Origin of the sequence: Thermoactinospora rubra, assembly GCF_002093975.1 — a bacterium.
GTDB classification, from domain to species: Bacteria; Actinomycetota; Actinomycetes; order Streptosporangiales; family Streptosporangiaceae; genus Nonomuraea; species Nonomuraea rubra_A.
In genome coordinates this window covers 131902-152307 of sequence record NZ_MSZZ01000025.1, presented here as the reverse complement: position 1 = coordinate 152307, position 20406 = coordinate 131902, and the positions used below count along the sequence as shown (strand labels likewise).

Sequence of the window (20406 nt, the reverse complement as noted above, 5' to 3'; positions counted from 1 at the left end):
CGTGGCACGGCGAGCACCGCCGGGAGGTCGCATGCTGAGCTTCGACGTCAACCTCTCGATCCTGTTCACCGGCCTCCCCCTCCTGGAACGCCCGGGCGCGGCGGCCAAGGCCGGGTTCGACGCCGTGGAGATGTGGTGGCCGTTCGACGGGCCCGTCCCGGCCGAAGAGCAGATGGAAGCCCTCAAGGCGGCGATCCGCGACGCCGGCGTCCGGCTCGTGGCGCTGAACTTCGACGCCGGCGACATGGCCAAGGGAGAGCGTGGCCTGCTGTCCCTGCCCGACGGCGCGGCGCGCTTCCAGGCCAACGTCGACGTCGCCGTACGGCTCGCCGCCGACCTCGGCTGCCGGGTGCTCAACGCCCTGTACGGCAACGGCCCCGGCGCCGACAGGTCGCTGGCCGTGGCCAACCTGCGCAGGGCGGCGGACGCCGCCGGGCAGATCGGCGCCACGGTCGTGGTCGAAGCCCTCAACTCCCACGAAAACCCGAAATATCCGATCACATCCTCGCAAGCCGCGTTCGACGTGATCGACGACGTAGGGAGGGACAACGTGGCCTTCCTGGCCGACCTCTACCACCTGCACCGCATGGGCGAGGACGTGCTGCGCCTCATCGACACCGCCGCCCACCGCTTCGGCCACGTCCAGGTGGCCGACGACCCCGGACGCGGCCACCCCGGCAGCGGGCGCATGCCGTACCCGGAGATCTTCACCCGGCTGGAGGCGGCGGGGTACCGGGGGCACGTCGGGCTGGAGTACCGGCACGAGGGTCCGGGCGCGTTCGAGTGGAGGAACCGGTGACCGTCGGATTCGTCGGCCTGGGGATCATGGGCGGCCCGATGGCCGCCAACCTCCTCAAGGCCGGACATGTCGTGACCGGCTATGACGTGGCAGAGGAGCGCACCGCACAGCTGGCGGCCAAGGGCGGCGTCGCGGCGCGCAGCGTGGCCGAGGCCGTCGCGGGCGCCGACGTCGTGATCACCATGCTGCCCGACTCGCCGCAGGTGGAGGAGGTCGCCCCGGTGATCCTCGAGTACGGCGAACCGGGCCTGCTGTACCTCGACATGAGCACGATCCGCCCCGAGACCTCCCGCCGGGTGGCCGAGCAGGCCCGGCGGAAAGGCATCAGGGCGCTCGACGCCCCGGTGAGCGGGGGAGAGCGCGGCGCGATCGACGGCACCCTGTCGATCATGGTCGGCGGCGCGGCCGAGGACTTCGACGCCGCCCTCCCGATCCTCCGAGCCCTGGGCACCACGGTGGTCCACGTGGGCCCGTCCGGCGCCGGCCAGACCGTAAAGGCGGCCAACCAGCTCGTCGTCGGCGGCGTCTACGCCCTGGTCTCGGAGGCCATCGTGCTCCTGGAGGCCTCCGGCGTGGACCCGGTGGCCGGGCTGGACGTGCTGGCCGGCGGGCTGGCCGGGTCCAGGATCCTGGAGCTCAAGCGCCACAGCATGGTCAAGCGCGAGTTCACCCCGGGCTTCCGCGTCGACCTGCACCACAAGGACATGGGCATCGTCCTGGCCGCCGCCCGCGAGGCCGGGGTCGCGCTGCCCATGGCGGCCCTGGTCGCCCAGCTCGTGGCCGCCGCCAGGGCCCAGGGCCACGGCTCGCTGGACCACTCCGCCCTGCTCAAGGTCGTCGAAAGGCTCAACACATGAACCGCGTTCCCTGCATGGAGGCCGTGGTCGCGGTGCTGGAGTCGGAGGGCGTGGACACCGTCTTCGGCATCCCGGGCGCGGCGATCCTGCCGCTGTACGCCGCGCTCCGGCACAGCTCCATCCGGCACGTCACGGTCCGGCACGAGGAGGGCGGCACCCACGCCGCCGACGGCTGGGCCAGGGTGACCGGCAACGTGGGCGTGTGCGTCGGCACCAGCGGCCCGGCCGGCACCAACATGATCACCGGCCTGTACACGGCGCTGGCCGACTCCGTCCCGATCATCTGCGTCACCGGCCAGGCGGCCACGGCCAAGCTGCACCAGGAGGCCTTCCAGGCGGTCGACATCGTGGAGATCGCCAAACCGGTCACCAAGTGGGCGGTGCAGCTCAAGGAGCCCGCCCAGGCGCCGTGGATCTTCCGCGAGGCCTTCCGCGTCGCCCGGTCGGGACGGCCGGGGCCGGTGCTCGTCGACCTGCCGATCGACGTGCAGCGCGGCACGTGCCTGTACGACCGCGAGCTGGACGCGCCGCTGCCCGTGCCGGTGCCCGAGCCGCATCCGCGTGCCGTACGGCGGGCCTGCGACATGCTCGCGGCGGCGAAGCGGCCGCTCATCCTGGCGGGCGGGGGCGTGATCATCGCGGACGCCTGCGAGGAGCTGCGGGAGCTGGCCGAGCACCTGCAGGTCCCGGTCCAGGTCACGCTCATGGGCAAGGGCGCCTTCCCCGAGGACCACCCCCTGTTCGCGGGCATGGCGGGCATCCAGACGCAGACGCGCTGGGGCAACGCCGCCTTCCTGGAGAGCGACCTGGTGCTGGCCGTGGGCGCCCGCTTCGGCGACCGGCACACCGGCGACCTGGACGTCTACCGGCGCGGCAGGCGCTTCGTCCACGTCGACATCGAGCCCGCCCAGATCGGCAAGGTCTTCGAGCCCGACCTGGGCGTCGTGGGCCACGCCCGGCCGGTGCTGGCCGCGCTGCTGGAGGAGGCGCGCCGCCGTACCGGGCCTGCGAACCCCGGCAAGTGGGTGCGGCGGGTCGGCGAGCTGCGCGGCACGCTGCTGCGGCGCGACGACTTCGACGACGTGCCGATCAAGCCGCCGAGGGTGTTCAGGGAGCTCAACGAGTTCTACGGCAGGGACACCACCTTCGTCACCGCGATCGGGCTCTACCAGATCTGGTCGGGGCAGTTCCAGGCCACCTACCTGCCGCGCCGCTACCTGGTCTGCGGGCAGGCCGGGCCGCTGGGCTGGGAGGTGCCCGCGGCGATGGGGGTCAAGTGCGCCCACCCCGAGCGGCAGGTCGTGGCCGTGGTGGGCGACTACTCCTTCCAGTTCCTCATGGAGGAGGTCGCGGTGGCCGCGCAGTACCGCATCCCGTTCGTCATCGTGATGATCAACAACGAGTACCTGGGGCTGATCCGGCAGGCCGAGATCCCCTACGGCATGAACTACGCGGTCGACCTGCACTACGGCGAGGGCGGCATCGACCACGTCAAGGCCATGGAGGCCTTCGGCTGCCCGGCCCGCCGGGTGGAGCTGCCCGGCGACATCCGCGACGCGCTCGCCTGGGCCACGGAGACCTCCGCGAGCGAGCGGCTCCCGGTGCTGGTGGAGGTCATGGTGGAGCGCGAGGCCAACGCCGCGATGGGCCCCGCGCTGGACGCGATCAAGGAGTTCGAGCCGCTGCCCGAGCTCGTCGCCGTCGACTGGTCCGACTGAGGGGGTGCTCGACATGCGGCTCAAGCCGGGTACGGCATGGCAGGACGCCTACGAGGGATGCGTGCGGGCCGCGCCGCAGGCCTTCCACGACGACCGCGTGCTCAACCACTGGGGCGGCTTCTGGCAGCGGGACGGCCGGCCGGTGCCCGCCTTCTCGCCGCTGGACGGCACCGCGCTCGCCGGCCCGCCCCTGCTGGACCGCGCGGGAGCGGCCCGGGCGGTGGCGGGCGCGGTCGACGAGCACCGGCGGTGGCGGCACGTCCCGCTCGCCGAGCGCAAGGCCAGGGTGGCGGACGCGGTGGAGGCGATGGCCGCCCACCGGGACCTGCTGGCCCTGCTGCTGGTGTGGGAGATCGGCAAGCCGTGGAAGACCGCGTGCGCGGACGTGGACCGGTGCCTGGACGGCGTGCGCTGGTACCTCGCGGAGATCGACCGCATGCTGGCCGGTCGCACGCCGCTCCCGGGGCCGGTCAGCAACATCGCCAGCTGGAACTACCCGATGAGCGTGCTCATGCACGCCATGCTCGTCCAGGCGCTCGCGGGCAACGCGGTGATCGCCAAGACGCCGACCGACGGCGGGCTCGCCTGCCTCACGCTGGCCACGGCGCTGGCCGTCTCGCGGGGCCTGCCGTTCACGCTGGTCAGCGGGGGCGGGGCCGAGCTGTCGCCGGTCCTGGTGGCCGGGCGGGAGCTGGGCTGCGTGTCCTTCGTCGGGGGCAGGGACGCGGGCGCCCGGGTGGCGGCGTCGCTGGCCGACCTCGGCCGCAGGCACGTGCTGGAGCAGGAGGGGCTGAACTGCTGGGGCGTGTGGGAGTACTCCGGCTGGGACCTGCTCGGGCGGCAGATCCGGGGCAGCTTCGACTACGCCAAGCAGAGGTGCACGGCCTATCCGCGGTTCGTGGTGCAGCGGGAGCTGTTCCACGAGTTCCTGGCCGCCTACCTCGGGGCCGTCGGGTCGCTGCGCTTCGGGCATCCGCTCGCGGTGGCCGAGCCCGGCGATCCGCTGCCGGAGCTGGACTTCGGGCCGCTGATCAACTCGTCGAAGGCCAAGGAGCTGGCCGACCAGGTGGACGAGGCGGTCTCCAGGGGCGCGGTGCCGGTGTACCGGGCTCCGGTGGATGCCGGACTTTTCCTGCCGGGGCAGGATATTTCCGCTTATTTCGCGCCGACGACGCTGCTGAACCCGCCGCGCTCCTCACCCCTGTTCCACGCCGAGCCGTTCGGCCCGGTCGACACGATCGTGCTCGTCGACACCGAGGCCGAGCTGCTGGCCGCCATGAACGCCGGCAACGGGGCGCTGGTGGCCACCCTGTCGTGCGACTCGGAGGAGACCTTCCGGCGGCTGGCTCCCGAGGTGCGGGCCTTCAAGGTCGGGCACAACCGGCCACGGTCGCGCGGGGACCGGGAGGAGCTGTTCGGCGGGCTGGGCGCGTCGTGGCGCGGCGCCTTCGTGGGCGGGGAACTGCTCGTGCGGGCGGTGACGGAGGGGCCGGAGGGCGAGCGCCTGCCCGGAAATTTCCCGACTTATACGCTGCTGCCGTAGAACGCCCCGAACTTGGCGGCGGCCATGAGCGCGAGGAAGGTCAGCATCGCCACGCGCATCAGCTTGCCGCCGGGCTTGAGGGAGGGCCAGGACAGGTAGGCGAGCCAGGCGACGAACGCCAGCACCGGGAGCACGGCCAGGCCGCCCAGCCAGTTCTGCACGGCGAAGCCGGTCAGCAGCAGGACCACCATCACCACGGGCACGACCCAGCGCGGCACCTGGGTGAACAGGAAGGCCATGGGAGCGGCGCTGCGCTGCTCGACGGCCTTGCGCAGGCCGGTGGCGCCGGGCGTGAAGAACCGCTCGCCCGGCGGCAGGGGCCGCTTGGGCCTGTTCGCGCCGCTTCGCGGCTGGGCCCGCGGGCGCCCGCGGCGTTCGTCTCGTGTGGCCACGGCCCGAGCCTAGCGCCGCGCCCGCCCCCTCGCCGAGGTCTCCTCCGCCGAGTCCTGGCAGGCGAGGTCTCCCCTGTGGAGGAGGGAGGATCCGGCGAAGGGGTGGGAAAGGGGCGGGCGGCGGGCTACCATGAGCCGACCGGCGACTCCCGCGCCGAACCTCCTTCAGCGGGCATCCACGCTGCCCGCCCCCAGCGGAGGCAAAGGGGACGAACGCGCCTCGGGAGAGCCCCTTCGGCATGCCTGACGACCACTGCGGCGGCCAGGGCTCACGGGCGTGGACCGGGCCCTCGGCGACGCCGCGAACAGGACCGGGCATGACCGACAAGAAGCAGCTCAAGGCCCGCATCCGGGCACGCATGGCCAAGACCGGCGAGAGCTACACCGCCGCGCGCAGGCACGTCGTCGGCGCGACGGCCGAACCCCGGGACGGCGACTGGGTCTTCACCGGCGGGCGGCACCCCGACAGCGCCGTCGTCGCGGCCCTCACCGGCCTCTCCGAGCCGCTGGTGTTCCTCGCCGGCGGCGGCATCGGCGCCGGCTACATCCTGTGGGAGTTCAAGCGGCACGACAGCGTCCACCTGACGCTGGGCTTCCGCCACCAGTGGCAGTACCCCGGCCGCTGGATGGCCCAGACCCTCGACCGGCTCGGCGTGCCGTACGAGCACCACACCACGGCCGGCGCCAAGGGCGCCGCGCGGAAGCTGGCCGAGGAGCTCGACGCCGGGCATCCCTGCGTCGTCCTCCCTGACCGCTACACCGTCGGCTACTGGCACCTGCCGCCCTACCTCGACGGCCACGGCGGCCACCCGGTGATCGCCTACCGCCGCTCCGGCGGCATGGTCCACCTCGACGACCGCGGCACCGCGCCCATCCTCGTGCCGCAGGACCGGCTCGACGCCGCCCGGGCGCGGGTCACCTCCTACAAGAACAGCCTGTTCGTCATCCGCCCGGCCGGGCAACCCGCGGACCCGGCGCCTGCCGTACGGGAAGGCCTGCGGGCCTGCGTCGAGGCGCTGTCGTCCCCCTCGGACTCCTTCTCGCTGCCCGCCTGGCGCAAGTGGAGCCGGATGATGACCGACGAGCGCAACGCCAAGGGCTGGCCGCGGGTCTTCGCCGGCGGCCGGGGCCTGGCCGGGGCGCTGCTGTCGCTGTGGGAGGGGGTCGAGCCGGTCGGCATGGACGGCGGCAACCTGCGCGACCTGTTCGCCGACGGGCTCGACCAGGCCGCCGAGCTGCTGGACACGGGCGAGCTGAAGGGCGTGGCGGAGGAGTTCCGCCGCGTCCACGGGCTGTGGCACGAGCTCGCCGAGACCGCGCTGCCGGCCTCGCGGTACGGCCGGATCAGGGAGCTGACCGCGGCCGTCCGCGAGTCCCTGCTGTCGGAGGGTACGGCGAGCGAAGCCGACGCGGCCGAGCTGTGGCGGCTGCGCCAGGAGGCCGGCAAGGAGCCACAGCAGGCGGACCTGGAGGCGATGGGGCGGCTGCTGATGGGGATCTATGAGGCGGAGTCCGCGGCCATGGCCCGGCTCGGGGAGATCGTCTGACATCCTGGAGACGTGCTCGCCGTCATCCGCTACACCGTCCCAGAGGCCCAGTCCCAGGAGTTCCTCAAGCAGGGGCAGGCCATCATCGACACGCTGGCCGCCCAGCCCGGATACGTCCGCGGGCGGCTGGCGCGGTCGGTCGACGAGCCGAACCTGTGGGCCCTGGTCAGCGAGTGGGAGGGGGCGGGCTTCTACCGCCGGGCGCTGTCGGCCGCCCGCATGGAGATGTATCCGCTGATGATCCTGATGCTGAACGAACCCAGCGCGTTCGAGGATGTCTACGTTTCCGGACAAGGCGAATAGTCGCGCGCCAGGCCGCCTCCGAGTCCCCTAAGCTGGGAGCTCATCCTGTTCACTCGCCGACCTCCAGCCGGAAAGAGATTCGATCACATGGCACGCCGGACCGACGTCATGGACACCATCGTCAGCCTCGCCAAGCGCCGCGGGCTCGTGTACCCGTCGAGCGAGATCTACGGGGGCCTGCGGGCGTCGTGGGACTACGGTCCGCTGGGCGTCGAGCTGAAGAACAACGTCAAGCGCCAGTGGTGGCTGTCGATGGTCCAGGCCCGCGAAGACGTGGTCGGCATCGACTCGTGCGTCATCCTCGCCCCCGAGGTGTGGCAGGCCAGCGGTCACGTCGACACCTTCACCGACCCGCTGACCGAGTGCCTGTCCTGCCACAAGCGCTACCGCGCCGACCACCTCGTCGAGGCCTACGAGGAAAGGCACGGCAGGTCCCCGGAGAACGGCCTGGCCGACATCACCTGCCCCAACTGCGGCACCAAGGGCGCCTTCACCGAGCCGCGGCAGTTCAGCGGCCTGCTCAAGACCTTCCTCGGCCCGGTCGAGGACGAGTCGGGCCTGGCCTACCTGCGGCCGGAGACCGCGCAGGGCATCTTCATCAACTACCTCAACGTCCAGCAGTCGGCCCGCAGGAAGATCCCGTTCGGCATCGGCCAGATCGGCAAGTCCTTCCGCAACGAGATCACACCGGGCAACTTCATCTTCCGCACCCGCGAGTTCGAGCAGATGGAGATGGAGTTCTTCGTCAAGCCGGGCACCGACGAGGAGTGGCACCAGTACTGGATCGACGAGCGCTTCCGCTGGTATGTCGACCTCGGCATCTCCAAGGAGAACCTGCGGCTGTACGAGCACCCCAAGGAGAAGCTGTCGCACTACTCCAAGCGGACCGTCGACATCGAGTACCGCTTCAACTTCCAGGGTTCGGAGTGGGGCGAGCTGGAGGGCATCGCCAACCGCACCGACTTCGACCTGTCCTCCCACTCCAAGGCCTCGGGCGTCGACCTGTCGTACTTCGAGCAGGAGAGCGGCGAGCGCTACGTGCCGTACGTCATCGAGCCGGCGGCCGGCGTCGACCGGTGCACGCTGACCTTCCTGCTCGACGCCTACACCGAGGACGAGGCGCCCAACGCCAAGGGCCAGATGGAAAAGCGCACCGTGCTGCGCCTTGACCACCGCCTGGCGCCGGTCAAGGTGGCGGTGCTGCCGCTGTCGCGCAACGCCGACCTGTCGCCCAAGGCCCGCGACCTGGCGGCCCAGCTGCGCAAGCGGTGGAACGTCGAGTTCGACGACGCGGGCGCGATCGGCCGCCGCTACCGCCGCCAGGACGAGATCGGCACGCCGTACTGCGTCACCGTCGACTTCGACACGCTCGAGGACCAGGCCGTGACGGTCCGCGAGCGCGACTCGATGGCGCAGGAGCGCATCGGGCTCGACCAGGTCGAGTCCTACCTGCGCCGGCACCTCAACGACTGAGCGCTCCTCGCCTCGCGTGGGCGCCGTCTCGCGGCGGCGTCCACCGTCCACGGGCAAGCGCCGGGCCGGGTGGTGCGCGTTAGGCCAGGTGGCGGCCGAACCAGTCGATCATCCGCTGGTAGGCCTGCGCGGCGGCGTCCGCGTCGTACCTGGGCCCCGTGTCGTTGAAGAAGGCGTGGTTCACGCCGGGGAAGGTGACGATCTCGTAGGTCAGCCCGGCCTTCTCCAGCGCGGCCCTGGCGGCCTCGCGGGTGGCGTTGACCCGGTCGTCCTGCTCGGCATAGACCCCCAGCACGGCCGCCTCGGTCCCGCCGAAGTCGGCGCCCTCGGGCAGCGGCCCGTAGAAGGGCACGGCGGCGGCCAGGCGCGGCTCGGAGCCGGCCAGCAGCAGCCAGGTCATCCCGCCGCCGAAGCAGAAGCCCACCATCCCCAGCTTGGCGCCCTGCGCCCGCCGCTGCAGCTCGCCCAGCCCCGCCTTCATGTCGGCGACGAACCGCTCGCGCGGGATCTCGCCGAGCCTGGCCATGATCTGGGCGGGGTCGGCGAAGGACTCGCTGCCGCCGTCGCGCGAGAGCAGGTCCAGCGCCAGCGCCGAGTAGCCGCTGGCGGCCAGCCGTCCGGCGACCGAGCGGATGTGGTCGGTCAGCCCGCGGTTCTCGTGGATGACCAGCACCGCCCCCTTGCGGTCGGGCGCCTCCGCCCAGGCGCCCCGCAGCGTCGAGCCCTCCGGCCCGGCGAACGTGATGGCCCGCGTGGGCAGCGGCGAAGGGCCCGCGGGCGAGCGCGGCGGGCTGGGTGAGGGGCTGGGTGACGGGCTGGCCGCCGGAGTGGCCGGCCCGGCCGCCTGCCCGCCGGCGCCGCAGGCGGCCAGCAAGGCGGTCGCCGCGGGCAGGCCGAGCCCCATCAGCCCGAGCCGGCGCAGCGCCTCCCGGCGCGAGATGAGCCCTTCGACGTGGTCGAGCGCGATCTCCTCGGCGAGGTATCGCTGGAAGGCTGTCATCATGTCCAGACCATAGACGGCCGGGGCGAAAGCCCAGGTAAAGGACCTGTTCCAGGCGCGGCGTGGGCAGGCCGTGAAACACCGAAAAATCACATAAAGTCTCGCGTTACGCCCGTTTTCGCAACGACTTGATGACATTCCAGGGAAACCGAGGAAAGGGATTCCATGGGACGCACCTGGAGAGTCATCGCGACCACGGCCGCTGTCGCCGGGGCCGCGCTCGTCTTGTCGGGCAGCGCCGCCCTGGCCGACCCCGACGCGGCGCCGTACGAGCTCAGGATCGTCGTCGACGACTGCCCGGGCGAGGCGGTGCGGCCATGACCGAGACCCAGCTGCTCGAGCGGGCGCTGTTCGAGGTCAAGCGGGTCATCGTGGGCCAGGACCACATGGTCGAGCGCCTGCTCGTGGCGGTCCTGGCCCGCGGGCACTGCCTGCTGGAGGGCGTGCCCGGCATCGCCAAGACCCTGGCGGCCGAGTCGGTCGCCAGGGTGATCGGCGGCTCGTTCAACCGCATCCAGTTCACGCCCGACCTGGTGCCCGCCGACATCGTCGGCACCAGGATCTACCGGCCCTCCACCGAGAGCTTCGACATCGAGCTCGGCCCGGTGATGGCCAACCTGGTCCTGGCCGACGAGATCAACCGGGCGCCCGCGAAGGTGCAGTCGGCGCTCCTGGAGATCATGGCCGAGCGCCACGTCAGCATCGGCGGCGTCACGCACGACGTGCCCTCGCCGTTCCTGGTGCTGGCCACCCAGAACCCGATCGAGTCCGAGGGCGTCTACCACCTGCCGGAGGCGCAGCGCGACCGCTTCCTGCTGAAGGTCGACGTGGGCTATCCCAGCGAGTCGGAGGAGCTGGCGATCGTCTACCGGATGAGCGTGGACCCGCCGCGGGCCCAGCCCGTCCTCGACCCGGCCCAGGTGGTGGCCCTGCAGCGGCGCGCCGACCAGGTCTTCGTGCATCACGCCGTGGCCGAGTACGCCGTCCGCCTCGTCTACGCCACCCGCGACCCGGACAGGTACGGCCTGCCGGACCTGCGGCGGCTGCTGTCCTTCGGCGCCTCGCCCCGCGCCACGCTGGGCCTGCTGGCCTCGGCGCGGGCGCTGGCGCTGATGCGCGGACGGGAGTACGTGCTGCCCGAGGACGTCAGGGACCTGGCGCACGACGTCATGGCGCACCGGCTGGTGCTGACCTTCGACGCCCTGGCCGACGGGGTCCAGGCGCGGGAGGTCGTGGACCGCGTGGTGGCGGCCGTGCCGCTGCCGGTGATCGCGCCCCAGCAGCAGGGGGAGGCGGCATGACGCCGTATCTGGCGGCCGAGCCGGCCCTGCGGAGGCTGGAGCTGGTGGTCACCCGCCGCCTCGACGGCCTGCTCCAGGGCGAGTACCAGGGGCTGCTGCCCGGCCCCGGCGGCGAGGTGGCCGAGGCCAGGCCGTACCAGCCGGGCGACGACGTGCGGCGCATGGACTGGAACGTCACGGCCCGTACGGCCGAGCCGCACGTCAGGGACCTCGTCGCGGACCGCGAGCTGGAGGTGTGGGTGCTGCTCGACGCCACGGGCAGCATGGACTTCGGCACGGCCAGGATGGAAAAGCGCGACCTGGCGCTGGCCGCGGTGGCGTCGATCGGGTTCCTGACGCGGCGGACCGGCAACCGCATCGGCGCCCACCTGCTCGGCGGTGCGGCCGGGGAGGTGGCCGTCGTCCCGGCCAGGACCGGCCGGGCGCACCTCATGGCGCTGCTGCAGAGGGTCTTCGCGCTGCCGCGCTCCTCGCCTGGCGCCGCCGTCCCGTCGCTCGGCGGGGCGGTGGAGCGGCTGACGCGCACGCTGGTGCGGCGGGGGCTGGTCGTGGTGGTCTCCGACTTCCTGGACCCGCCGCAGACCTGGGAGCAGGCGATCCGCCGCCTGGCGGTGCGGCAGCAGGTGCTCGCGGTGGAGGTCCTGGACCCGCGCGAGCTGGAGCTGCCGGACGTGGGGCTGCTCACGCTGGTCGACCCGGAGACGGGCCGCCGGCGCGAGGTGGCCACCGCCAGCGCCCGGCTGCGGCGCCGCTACGCCGAGGCGGCGGCCGGGCAGCGGCAGGCCATCGAGGCCGCGCTGCGCCGGGCCGGGGCGACCCACCTGCGCCTGCGCACCGACGGGGACTGGGTGCGCGACCTGGTCCAGCACGTGCTGCGGCAGCGCCGCCTGGCCCGGCTGGCCACCGCGCCGGCCGCCAGGCCCGCCCATGATCCACGCCGGGGGCCGGAGGGAGGCGACGTGGCATGACGCTGCTCTCGCCGGTCTGGCTGCTCCTGCTCGTCCCGGTCGCCCTCCTCGCCGTCACCTACGTGGTGATGGCGATGCGCAAAAGCGCCTACGCGGTGCGCTTCACCAACCTCGACCTCCTGGACAAGGTCGCGCCCAAACGGCCCGGCTGGCGCCGGCACGTCCCCGCCGCCGCGCTGCTGGCGATGTTCGTCCTCATGGTCATCGGCTTCGCCCGGCCCACCGCCGAGGTCCAGGTGCCCAGGGAACGCGCCACGATCATGGTGGCGTTCGACGTGTCCGCCTCGATGGAGGCGACCGACGTGGCGCCGGACCGCTTCACCGTGGCGCGGCAGGCCGCCCGGCAGTTCGTCCAAGGGCTGCCCGAGCGCTTCAACCTGGGCCTGGTGGCGTTCTCGGGGCAGGCGTCGGTAGCCGTGCCGCCGACCCTGGACCGCCAGGCCGTGCTGAACGCGCTCGACCGGCTCACCACGGCCTCGGGAACCGCGATCGGCGAGGCGGTCTTCCAGTCCCTGGATGCCATCCGGGCGCTGGACACCCAGGACGAGCCGGTGCCCGCGCACATCGTGCTGCTGTCCGACGGCTCCAACACCACCGGCAGGACACCCCAGGAGGCGGCGCAGGAGGCGGCCGCGCGCGGCGTGCCGGTCACCACCATCGCGTACGGCACGCCCGAGGGCACCATCACGATGCGCGGCCAGGAGATCCCGGTCCCGGTCGACGGCCCGGCGCTGGAGTCGCTGGCCCAGACCGCGGGCGGGGGCTTCTACGAGGCGGCCAGCGGGGACGAGCTGCAGGCCGTCTATGACGACATCGGCAGCTCGGTCGGCTACCGGACCGAGCGGCAGGAGATCTGGATGTGGTTCGTGGCCGCCGGGCTGATCATGGCGGCGATCGCCGCGGCGGCCTCGATGCTGTGGTTCGCGAGGCTGCCATGAGGGGCCTGGGCGCCCCCAGGGGGCCGGACTTCGTGCAGCCGCGGCTCCAGGTCGTCCCGCCGCCCGCCGTACCGCCGCAGTCTCCGCATCCGCCGGGCGCGCGGCGGACGCGGTCGGCCGGCCTGCTGGTGAGCGCCACGCTGGTGGCCGCGCTCACCGGAGGGCTGGCCGGGGTCGCGGGGGCCACGCTGGTCAGGCAGGAGCCGGTCCCCGCGGCCACCGGCCTGCCGCGAGCGGCCCCCGCGCCCTCCGGAACCCTGCAGGGCCTCAGCGCGACGGCCGCGCGGGTGCTGCCGAGCGTGGTGTCGGTCCTCGGCGACCGGGGCGGCGGCTCGGGGTTCGTCGTGGACGGCCGGGGCCACGTGCTCACCAACGCCCACGTCGTGGCAGGCTCCACCCGCGTGACCGTGGTGCTCGACGACGGCAGCCGCCGCTCGGCCTCGGTGCTCGGCCGGGACGTCGGGGAGGACCTCGCGGTCCTCGAGCTCGACGACGCCGGCGGGCTGACCCCGGCCGTGCTGGGCCGGTCGGCCGACCTGCGGGTGGGCGACCAGGTGCTGGCCATCGGCTCGCCGCTGGGCCTGTCGGGCACGGTCACCGCCGGCATCGTCAGCGCCCTGGACCGGGAGGTACGGCTGGGCGGCGCCCGGCGCACCGCCGTCCAGACCGACGCCTCCATCAACCCGGGCAACTCCGGCGGCCCGCTGGTCAACGCCCGCGGCGAGGTCGTCGGCGTGAACACCGCGATCGCCACCGGCAGGGGCGGCGGCAACATCGGGATCGGCTTCGCGATTCCCATCGACCGCGCCGCCCCCATAGCGGAACGAATCATCAGAGACTAGTGCCATGCGCCTGTTGGTGGTCGAGGACGAGGAGGACCTGGTCGACGCGCTGCGCGTCGGCCTGGTCCGGGCGGGGTACGCGGTGGACGTCGCCTACGACGCCCCCAGCGCCGAGGAGAAGCTCCAGGTCAACACCTACGACCTGGTGCTGCTGGACCTGAACCTGCCCGGCGGCGACGGCTTCCAGCTGTGCCGGATGGTCAGGGCCGCGGGCAACGGCGTGCGGATCATCATGGTGACCGCCCGCGACCGGCTGGACGACCGGGTCAGGGGCCTGGACGAGGGCGCGGACGACTACCTGGTCAAACCGTTCGCCTTCCCCGAGCTGCTGGCCCGCGTCCGCGCCCTGCTGCGCAGGGACACCGGCGCCGGGACCTCCGTGCTGGAGGTGGGCGAGCTGCGGCTCGACACGGCCCGGATGGAGGTCACGCTGGGCGGGCGGGCGCTGGCGCTCACCCCCAAGGAGTACGGCGTGCTGCACTACCTCATGACCCGGCCGGGGCACGTCGTGTCCACCGAGGAGCTGCTCGAGCACGTGTGGGACGAGCACGCCGACCCCTTCACCAACACCGTCCGCGTCACCGTGGGCAACCTGCGGCGCAAGCTCCAGGTCGAGGGGCTGATCGAGACGGTGATCAGCCGCGGGTACCGGCTCAGGGAGGCCCCGTGATCCACACCATCCGCTTCCGGCTCACGGTGCTGTACTCCACGCTGGTCTTCGGGCTGGCCGCGCTCGTCCTGGGCGGGGTCTACCTGGCCGTGGCCGCCATCACCGACCAGCGGCCGGTCTCCACCGAGCTCGCCAAGATCTACAACGAGCGCACCCACCAGGTCCTGGGCAAGGCGGAGGTCGTCCGGATGGGCGAGCTGGAGAACGCCGTCAGGGTGGAGACGCTGTCCACGCTGCGCCAGTACTCCTTCCTCATGCTCGGCGGGCTCTTCCTGGCCAGCCTGGCCATCGGCTGGGTGCTGGCGGGCCGGGTGCTGCGCCCGGTCCGCTCGATCACCCGCACGGCGGCCGAGATCCAGGCCACCGATCTGTCGCGCCGCATCAACCTCGACGGGCCGCGCGACGAGCTGCGCGACCTCGCCGAGACCGTCGACACCATGCTCGACCGGCTGGAGGAGGCCTTCCGCGCGCAGCGGCAGCTCATCGACGACGCCTCCCACGAGCTGCGCAGCCCGCTGGCCATCATCCGGGCCAACGTGGACGCGGTGCTGGCCTCGCCGGAGGCCACGGAGGAGGAGCGGGCCCGCGCCGTCGCGATCGTCGACCGCGCCACCACCCGCATGACCCGCCTGGTGGAGGACCTGCTGGCCACGGCCCGCCGCCAGGGGGACGCCTTCGCCGACGCCGACCTGGATCTGGCCAGGGTGGCCGAGGAGGCCTCGGAGGAGTTCGCCGCGCTGGCCGCCGAGCGCGGGATCACGATCAAGCGCGTGCTGGGCGCGGACCTGGCCATGTCCGGCGACCACGACGCGCTGCGCCGCGCCGTGGCCAACCTGCTGTCCAACGCCGTACGGCTCTCGCCCGAAGGCGGCGTGGTGGAGGTGGTGGCCGGCCAGCGCGGCGGCTGGCTGTGGGTCGCCGTCCGCGACGCCGGGCCGGGCATCCCGGCCAAGGACCAGCCGCGCATCTTCGACCGCTTCTGGCGCGGCGAGACCAGCCGCCGCGACCGGCACACCGGACTCGGGCTGGCCATCGTGCGGCAGATCGTCGAGTCGCACGGCGGCACGGCCCGCGTCTTCTCCGAGGTCGGCCGGGGCAGCACGTTCGTGCTGTGGCTGCCCGCACGCGACGGGGCGGACGCGCCCGTGCCCGACGGCAACCCGCTGGGAGATTTTTAGGCATCCCCTACTCATGCGGCGGGCCGCCGCCCCCGGCACCGTTGAGGCATGAAGAAGACAGCGATGATCTTAGGAGCGGCCGCGACCCTCCTGACCGGCGGCGTGACCGCCGCCCCCGCGAGCGCGGGCTCCGGCGCCTGCGACATCAAGCCGTACGGCCTGATCGGCGACTACTGGCACACCATGGGCGGCGAGGACGGCTTCTTCGGCTGTCCCACCAGCCACGAGTACGGCCTGCCCAACAGGAGCGGCCGGCGGCAGGACTTCGCCAACGGGCAGATCGCCTGGTCACCCGACCAGGGGGCGAAGATGATCGTCGCCGCCTACGGGGCGCGGATCGGCGGCAAGCCGGTCGTGGTCTTCCGCTGGGGGCCGACCGACCCGTTCCACTACGACTACTTCAAGATCGCCGTCCGCAGCGACCACCCGGCCCACAACGTCACCTGGACCGTCCGCAACCAGCCACGCACCCGCGGGCGGTTCGTGGTCCACCCGCCGGGCAACGTCAACCGCGGCGGCTCCCTGGGCCGCTACAGCTTCGCGGTGCTGGGCTGCGACGACAAGCTCACCGGTGACACCTGCCGCCAGGGCTGGAGCATCCGGGTGACGGCCGACGCCTAGTCACCCTCCGGCGCGGCGGCGGCACACCGCCAGGGTGATCGCGTAGGCGATCGGCGGCAGCACGAAGACCGCGACGCGCAGGCCGTACATGATCGCCGGCACCGCCTCCGGCGAGACGGGCAGCAGGGGCTCGTGCTGACGGCCCGGGGCCGAGAACCAGGTGGCGGCCCAGATGACCGTGAAGAACGTGAGGACCGCCACGCCCAGGGCGGTGCGGACGGGCGCGTGGGCGGGCCGTTCGAGCAGGTGGTGCACGCCCCGGTCGCCGGTCAACCGCCGCTCCAGGAACGGGTAGACCAGCAGCACCGCGAAGAACACCGCCAGCATCAGCATCGGGATCAGCAGGCCCAGGTCCAGCGGGCCGAGCTGCCAGGCGGGCATGAGCCGCAGGGCGCCGTCGAGCACGCCGTAGTACCAGAACGGCTGGAGCCCGGGCGGCTTCGCGCCGGGCGTGTACACCCCGTTCTCCCACACCGGGTTGACCACGACGAACGTGGCCAGCGCGGTGATCACCGCGAACGTGCCCAGCGACGTGACGCCCTGCTTGGCCGCGAAGTACGGGAAGAACGGCCCGCCCGTCACCCGCCGCTCGCTGGCGCCCGTCAGGCGCTTCTCGGTGTGCTTCTGCCGCCAGGTGAGCACCAGCGCGTGCAGCGGCACCAGCGCCAGGAGGATGCCGGGGATCAGCAGCACGTGGGTCACGAACAGCCGCGGGATGGCATCGCCGGGGAAGGGGCCGCCGAAGACGAACATCGACAGGTAGGTGCCGACCAGCGGGATCGCCAGCAGCAGGCTGTCGGCCTCACGCAGCCCGGCGAAGCCCATCGTGTCGCCCGGCAGCGAGAAGCCGAGGAACGACTCGAACAGCACCAGGGCGAACAGGATCACGCCGATCACCCACGTGAGCTCGCGCGGCCTGCGGAAGGCGCCGGTGAAGAACACCCGGCACAGGTGCGCCACGATCGACAGCACGAAGATCGTCGCCGCCCAGTGGTGCATCTGCCGGATCAGCAGGCCGCCGCGCACGTCCAGGCTGATCTCCACCACCGAGTCGTAGGCCTGCGACGGGGTGGCCTGATACCAGAACGTCAGGAACGTCCCGGTGAGCACCAGCAGGGCGAAGGAGTACAGCGCGAACTCGCCCAGCAGGAACGACCAGTGGCTGGGGAAGAGCTTGCGGAGGTTGGGGCGCAGCCAGCGCCCCAGGCCGAGGCGGTCGTCGAACCAGACGACCCCGCCGACGGCCGCCCGCGCCGATCCCGCCGCCATGCGCCGGCGGCGGCTGGGCGGCTTGGCGGGATGGGCGGGGTGCGTGGGCTGCGTGGGCTGTGTGGGCTGTGTGGGCACGGCCATGGCGCCTCCCGGGAGACGACCTGATTGTGCACCCGCGCGGGAAGATTCTCAAGAATTGGTGTAAACCATTGGTATAAACCAATTCCGGCCCGCTGGAATTTTCATTGGATTAGACCTCATGATAGGCCATGAGCAGCGGAAACGGGAACTTGGCGGTGGGGTGCAGTTTCGCCGCCTTTTTCGTCGGTAGAGTCCGAGCCAGAGTGGCGGAAATCCCAGAAGGAGCGCTCGTGGCCAAGTACGTTTACGACTTCACCGAGGGCAACAAGGACCTCAAGGACCTCCTCGGCGGAAAGGGCGCCAACCTTGCCGAGATGACGAACCTGGGCCTGCCCGTCCCGCCCGGGTTCACCATCACCACCGAAGCGTGCCGGCACTACCTCGCCAAGGGGGCCCTCCCCGACGGGCTGGAGGAGGAGATCGCCGGGCACCTGGCGAGCCTGGAGTCGGCCATGGGCAAGCGGCTCGGCCAGGCCGACGACCCGCTGCTGGTCAGCGTCCGCTCGGGGGCCAAGTTCTCCATGCCCGGCATGATGGAGACCGTCCTGAACATCGGGCTCAACGACGAGTCGGTGCACGGCCTGGCCAAGCAGGCCGGCGGCAACGAGCGCTTCGCCTGGGACTCCTACCGCCGCCTCATCCAGATGTTCGGCAAGACCGTGCTGGGCATCGACGGCGAGCGCTTCGAGCACGCCCTGGACGAGCTCAAGGGCTCCCGCCAGGACACCGAGCTGTCGGCCGAGGAGCTCCAGGGCCTGGTCGAGACCTACAAGGGCATCGTGCTGGAGCAGACGGGCAAGGACTTCCCCGCCGATCCGCGCGAGCAGATGCGGCTGGCCATCCAGGCGGTCTTCGACTCCTGGAACGCGCCGCGCGCCGTGCTGTACCGCCGCCAGGAGCGCATCCCCGCCGACCTCGGCACCGCGGTCAACGTCGTGGCCATGGTCTTCGGCAACTGCGGCGACGACTCGGGCACCGGCGTGGCCTTCACCCGCGACCCCGGCTCCGGCCAGCAGGGCGTCTACGGCGACTACCTGCCCAACGCCCAGGGCGAGGACGTGGTCGCCGGCATCCGCAACACCATCCCCCTGCAGGACCTCGAGCGGCTGGACAAGAAGTCCTACGACGAGCTGATGGCCATCATGGCCACGCTGGAGAACCACTACCGCGACCTGTGCGACATCGAGTTCACCATCGAGCGCGGCAAGCTGTGGATGCTCCAGACCCGCGTCGGCAAGCGCACCGCGGCCGCCGCCTTCCGCATCGCCACCCAGCTGGTGGACCAGGGCCTCATCACCATGGACGAGGCGCTCACCCGCGTCACCGGCGACCAGCTCGCCCAGCTGATGTTCCCGCGCTTCGGCACCGACGGCGAGCGCAGGCTCCTCACCAAGGGCATGAACGCCTCGCCCGGCGCCGCCGTCGGCAAGGCCGTCTTCTCCTCCGAGCGCGCGGTCGAGCTGGCCGGGCAGGGCGAGGACGTCATCCTGGTGCGCCGCGAGACCAACCCCGACGACCTGGCCGGGATGATCGCCGCCCGCGGCATCCTGACCAGCCGCGGCGGCAAGACCTCCCACGCGGCCGTGGTCGCCCGCGGCATGGGCAAGACCTGCGTGTGCGGGGCCGAGGAGCTGGAGGTCTCCCCGGCCGAGCGCCGCTTCACCGCGCCCGGCGGCGTCGAGGTGCGCGAGGGCGACGTCATCTCCATCGACGGCACCACCGGCGAGGTGTTCCTGGGCGAGGTGCCGGTCGTCGACTCCCCGGTCGTGGAGTACTTCGAGGGCAAGTTCGACGGCAGGCAGATCGACGACGAGCTGGTCAAGGCCGTGGACCGCATCATGCGGCACGCCGACTCGGCGCGCAGGCTCGGCGTGCGGGCCAACGCCGACACCCCCGAGGACGCCGCCCGCGCCCGGCGGTTCGGCGCCGAGGGGATCGGGCTGTGCCGTACCGAGCACATGTTCCTCGGCGAGCGGCGGCAGCTGGTGGAGGACCTGGTGCTGGCCTCGACCGACGAGGAACGGCAGGCCGCGCTGGACGCGCTGGAGCCGCTCCAGAAGAACGACTTCATCGGGATATTTCGGGCGATGGGCGATTTGCCGGTCACGATCCGGCTCATCGACCCGCCCCTGCACGAGTTCCTGCCCGACATCGTCGACCTGTCGGTCAAGGTCGCCCGCGGCGAGGCGTCGGACAAGGAACGCAGGCTGCTGGATGCCGTACGCCGCCTGCACGAGCAGAACCCCATGCTCGGCCTGCGCGGCGTACGGCTCGGCCTGGTCATCCCCGGCCTGTTCGCCATGCAGGTCAGGGCCATCGCCGAGGCGGCACGCGAGGTCCCCGGCGCCCGGCCGGAGATCATGATCCCGCTCGTCGGCGCGGTGCAGGAGCTGGAGATCGTCCGCGAGGAGGCCCAGAAGATCCTCGCCGACGCCGGCGTCGACGCGCTCATCGGCACCATGATCGAGGTGCCGAGGGCGGCGCTGACCGCCGGGCAGATCGCCGAGGCCGCGCAGTTCTTCTCCTTCGGCACCAACGACCTCACCCAGATGACCTGGGGCTTCTCCCGCGACGACGTGGAGGCCGCCTTCTTCTCCCGCTACCTGGAGCTGGGCGTCTTCGGCGTCTCCCCGTTCGAGACCCTCGACCGCGACGGGGTGGGCCGCCTGGTCAGGATCGCCGCCGAGGAGGGCCGCAAGGCCAGGCCCGACCTCAAGCTCGGCATCTGCGGCGAGCACGGCGGCGACCCCGAGTCGGTGCACTTCTGCCACGACGCCGGTCTCGACTACGTCTCCTGCTCGCCGTTCCGCATCCCGGTGGCGCGGCTGGAGGCCGGGCGCGCCGCCCTGGCCGAGAAGAACGACTCCGACACCCGCTGAGGGCCGGGAGGACGCTTCCAAGCC

19 protein-coding genes are annotated in these 20406 nt (G+C 72.3%); 16 read left to right on the top strand and 3 right to left on the bottom strand.

Annotated elements, in window-relative coordinates; all coding sequences use genetic code 11:
* The first annotated feature begins 31 nt into the window (after window positions 1-31).
* The 4 genes from BSB02_RS25285 to BSB02_RS25270 are packed head-to-tail and all read left to right on the top strand — an operon-like array spanning window position 32 to window position 4917.
* The gene (locus BSB02_RS25285) at window positions 32-799 is read left to right on the top strand and encodes a hydroxypyruvate isomerase family protein (RefSeq protein WP_084962551.1); all 768 of its coding nucleotides are present in this window, start codon (window positions 32-34) and stop codon (window positions 797-799) included.
* Entirely contained in the window at window positions 796-1656 is an 861-nt protein-coding gene (locus BSB02_RS25280; RefSeq protein WP_084962657.1) for a 2-hydroxy-3-oxopropionate reductase, read from the top strand. The genes BSB02_RS25285 and BSB02_RS25280 overlap by 4 nt, the downstream gene beginning before the upstream one ends.
* Window positions 1653-3374, top strand: a complete 1722-nt coding sequence (gene gcl / locus BSB02_RS25275; protein WP_084962549.1) for a glyoxylate carboligase — start codon at window positions 1653-1655, stop codon at window positions 3372-3374. Before BSB02_RS25280 ends, gcl begins: the two co-directional genes overlap by 4 nt.
* Before the next feature lie 13 nt (window positions 3375-3387).
* Window positions 3388-4917, top strand: coding sequence for an aldehyde dehydrogenase family protein (locus tag BSB02_RS25270; RefSeq protein WP_084962659.1), 1530 nt, complete (start codon window positions 3388-3390; stop codon window positions 4915-4917).
* On the opposite strand, the gene BSB02_RS25265 is transcribed toward BSB02_RS25270, so the two are convergent.
* Window positions 4899-5309, bottom strand: coding sequence for a DUF6703 family protein (locus BSB02_RS25265; protein WP_084962547.1), 411 nt, complete (start codon window positions 5307-5309; stop codon window positions 4899-4901). The two genes, BSB02_RS25270 and BSB02_RS25265, sit on opposite strands and share 19 nt — an antisense overlap.
* Before the next feature lie 317 nt (window positions 5310-5626).
* Here BSB02_RS25265 and BSB02_RS25260 point away from each other — a divergent pair, with 317 nt between their 5' ends.
* The 3 genes from BSB02_RS25260 to BSB02_RS25250 all read left to right on the top strand — a co-directional run bounded on the left by BSB02_RS25260 (window position 5627) and on the right by BSB02_RS25250 (window position 8632).
* Window positions 5627-6856, top strand: a complete 1230-nt coding sequence (locus BSB02_RS25260; RefSeq protein WP_206184872.1) for a BtrH N-terminal domain-containing protein — start codon at window positions 5627-5629, stop codon at window positions 6854-6856.
* A 12-nt stretch (window positions 6857-6868) separates the two neighbouring features.
* Window positions 6869-7159 (top strand): antibiotic biosynthesis monooxygenase family protein, encoded by a 291-nt coding sequence (locus BSB02_RS25255; protein ID WP_084962546.1) that lies wholly within the window; start codon window positions 6869-6871, stop codon window positions 7157-7159.
* An 87-nt stretch (window positions 7160-7246) separates the two neighbouring features.
* Window positions 7247-8632 (top strand): glycine--tRNA ligase, encoded by a 1386-nt coding sequence (locus BSB02_RS25250; protein ID WP_206184871.1) that lies wholly within the window; start codon window positions 7247-7249, stop codon window positions 8630-8632.
* A gap of 79 nt (window positions 8633-8711) precedes the next feature.
* Here BSB02_RS25250 and BSB02_RS25245 read toward each other — a convergent pair whose 3' ends face one another.
* Window positions 8712-9635: a dienelactone hydrolase family protein gene (locus tag BSB02_RS25245; RefSeq protein WP_240506646.1), complete on the bottom strand. Its 924-nt coding sequence runs from the start codon at window positions 9633-9635 to the stop codon at window positions 8712-8714.
* Window positions 9636-9797: 162 nt separating this feature from the next.
* Between BSB02_RS25245 and BSB02_RS40705 the strand changes: the two genes are divergently transcribed.
* Genes BSB02_RS40705 through BSB02_RS25210 form a run of 8 tightly spaced genes read left to right on the top strand, consistent with a single transcriptional unit; the run spans window position 9798 to window position 16150 of the window.
* The gene (locus tag BSB02_RS40705; protein WP_158088718.1) at window positions 9798-9953 is read left to right on the top strand and encodes a hypothetical protein; all 156 of its coding nucleotides are present in this window, start codon (window positions 9798-9800) and stop codon (window positions 9951-9953) included.
* A complete protein-coding gene (locus tag BSB02_RS25240) occupies window positions 9950-10933 on the top strand; it encodes an AAA family ATPase (RefSeq protein WP_084962542.1) in 984 nt (327 codons plus the stop codon). Before BSB02_RS40705 ends, BSB02_RS25240 begins: the two co-directional genes overlap by 4 nt.
* Complete coding sequence (locus BSB02_RS25235; RefSeq protein ID WP_084962540.1) at window positions 10930-11901, top strand: DUF58 domain-containing protein; 972 nt, start codon at window positions 10930-10932, stop codon at window positions 11899-11901. Before BSB02_RS25240 ends, BSB02_RS25235 begins: the two co-directional genes overlap by 4 nt.
* Window positions 11898-12839: a VWA domain-containing protein gene (locus BSB02_RS25230; RefSeq protein WP_084962538.1), complete on the top strand. Its 942-nt coding sequence runs from the start codon at window positions 11898-11900 to the stop codon at window positions 12837-12839. The genes BSB02_RS25235 and BSB02_RS25230 overlap by 4 nt, the downstream gene beginning before the upstream one ends.
* Window positions 12836-13681 carry a S1C family serine protease gene (locus tag BSB02_RS25225; protein WP_084962536.1) on the top strand — a complete coding sequence of 282 codons (846 nt, stop codon included), beginning with the start codon at window positions 12836-12838 and terminating at the stop codon, window positions 13679-13681. Before BSB02_RS25230 ends, BSB02_RS25225 begins: the two co-directional genes overlap by 4 nt.
* Before the next feature lie 4 nt (window positions 13682-13685).
* Complete coding sequence (locus BSB02_RS25220) at window positions 13686-14351, top strand: response regulator transcription factor (RefSeq protein ID WP_084962534.1); 666 nt, start codon at window positions 13686-13688, stop codon at window positions 14349-14351.
* Window positions 14348-15529, top strand: a complete 1182-nt coding sequence (locus BSB02_RS25215) for a sensor histidine kinase (protein ID WP_143591109.1) — start codon at window positions 14348-14350, stop codon at window positions 15527-15529. Before BSB02_RS25220 ends, BSB02_RS25215 begins: the two co-directional genes overlap by 4 nt.
* Before the next feature lie 48 nt (window positions 15530-15577).
* The gene (locus BSB02_RS25210) at window positions 15578-16150 is read left to right on the top strand and encodes an LGFP repeat-containing protein (RefSeq protein ID WP_084962530.1); all 573 of its coding nucleotides are present in this window, start codon (window positions 15578-15580) and stop codon (window positions 16148-16150) included.
* On the opposite strand, the gene BSB02_RS25205 is transcribed toward BSB02_RS25210, so the two are convergent.
* Window positions 16151-17503, bottom strand: coding sequence for a cytochrome b (locus BSB02_RS25205; protein WP_084962527.1), 1353 nt, complete (start codon window positions 17501-17503; stop codon window positions 16151-16153).
* Window positions 17504-17733: 230 nt separating this feature from the next.
* On the opposite strand from BSB02_RS25205, the gene ppdK reads away from it, so the two are divergent.
* The gene (gene ppdK / locus BSB02_RS25200) at window positions 17734-20382 is read left to right on the top strand and encodes a pyruvate, phosphate dikinase (protein ID WP_084962525.1); all 2649 of its coding nucleotides are present in this window, start codon (window positions 17734-17736) and stop codon (window positions 20380-20382) included.
* The last annotated feature ends 24 nt before the right edge of the window (window positions 20383-20406 follow it).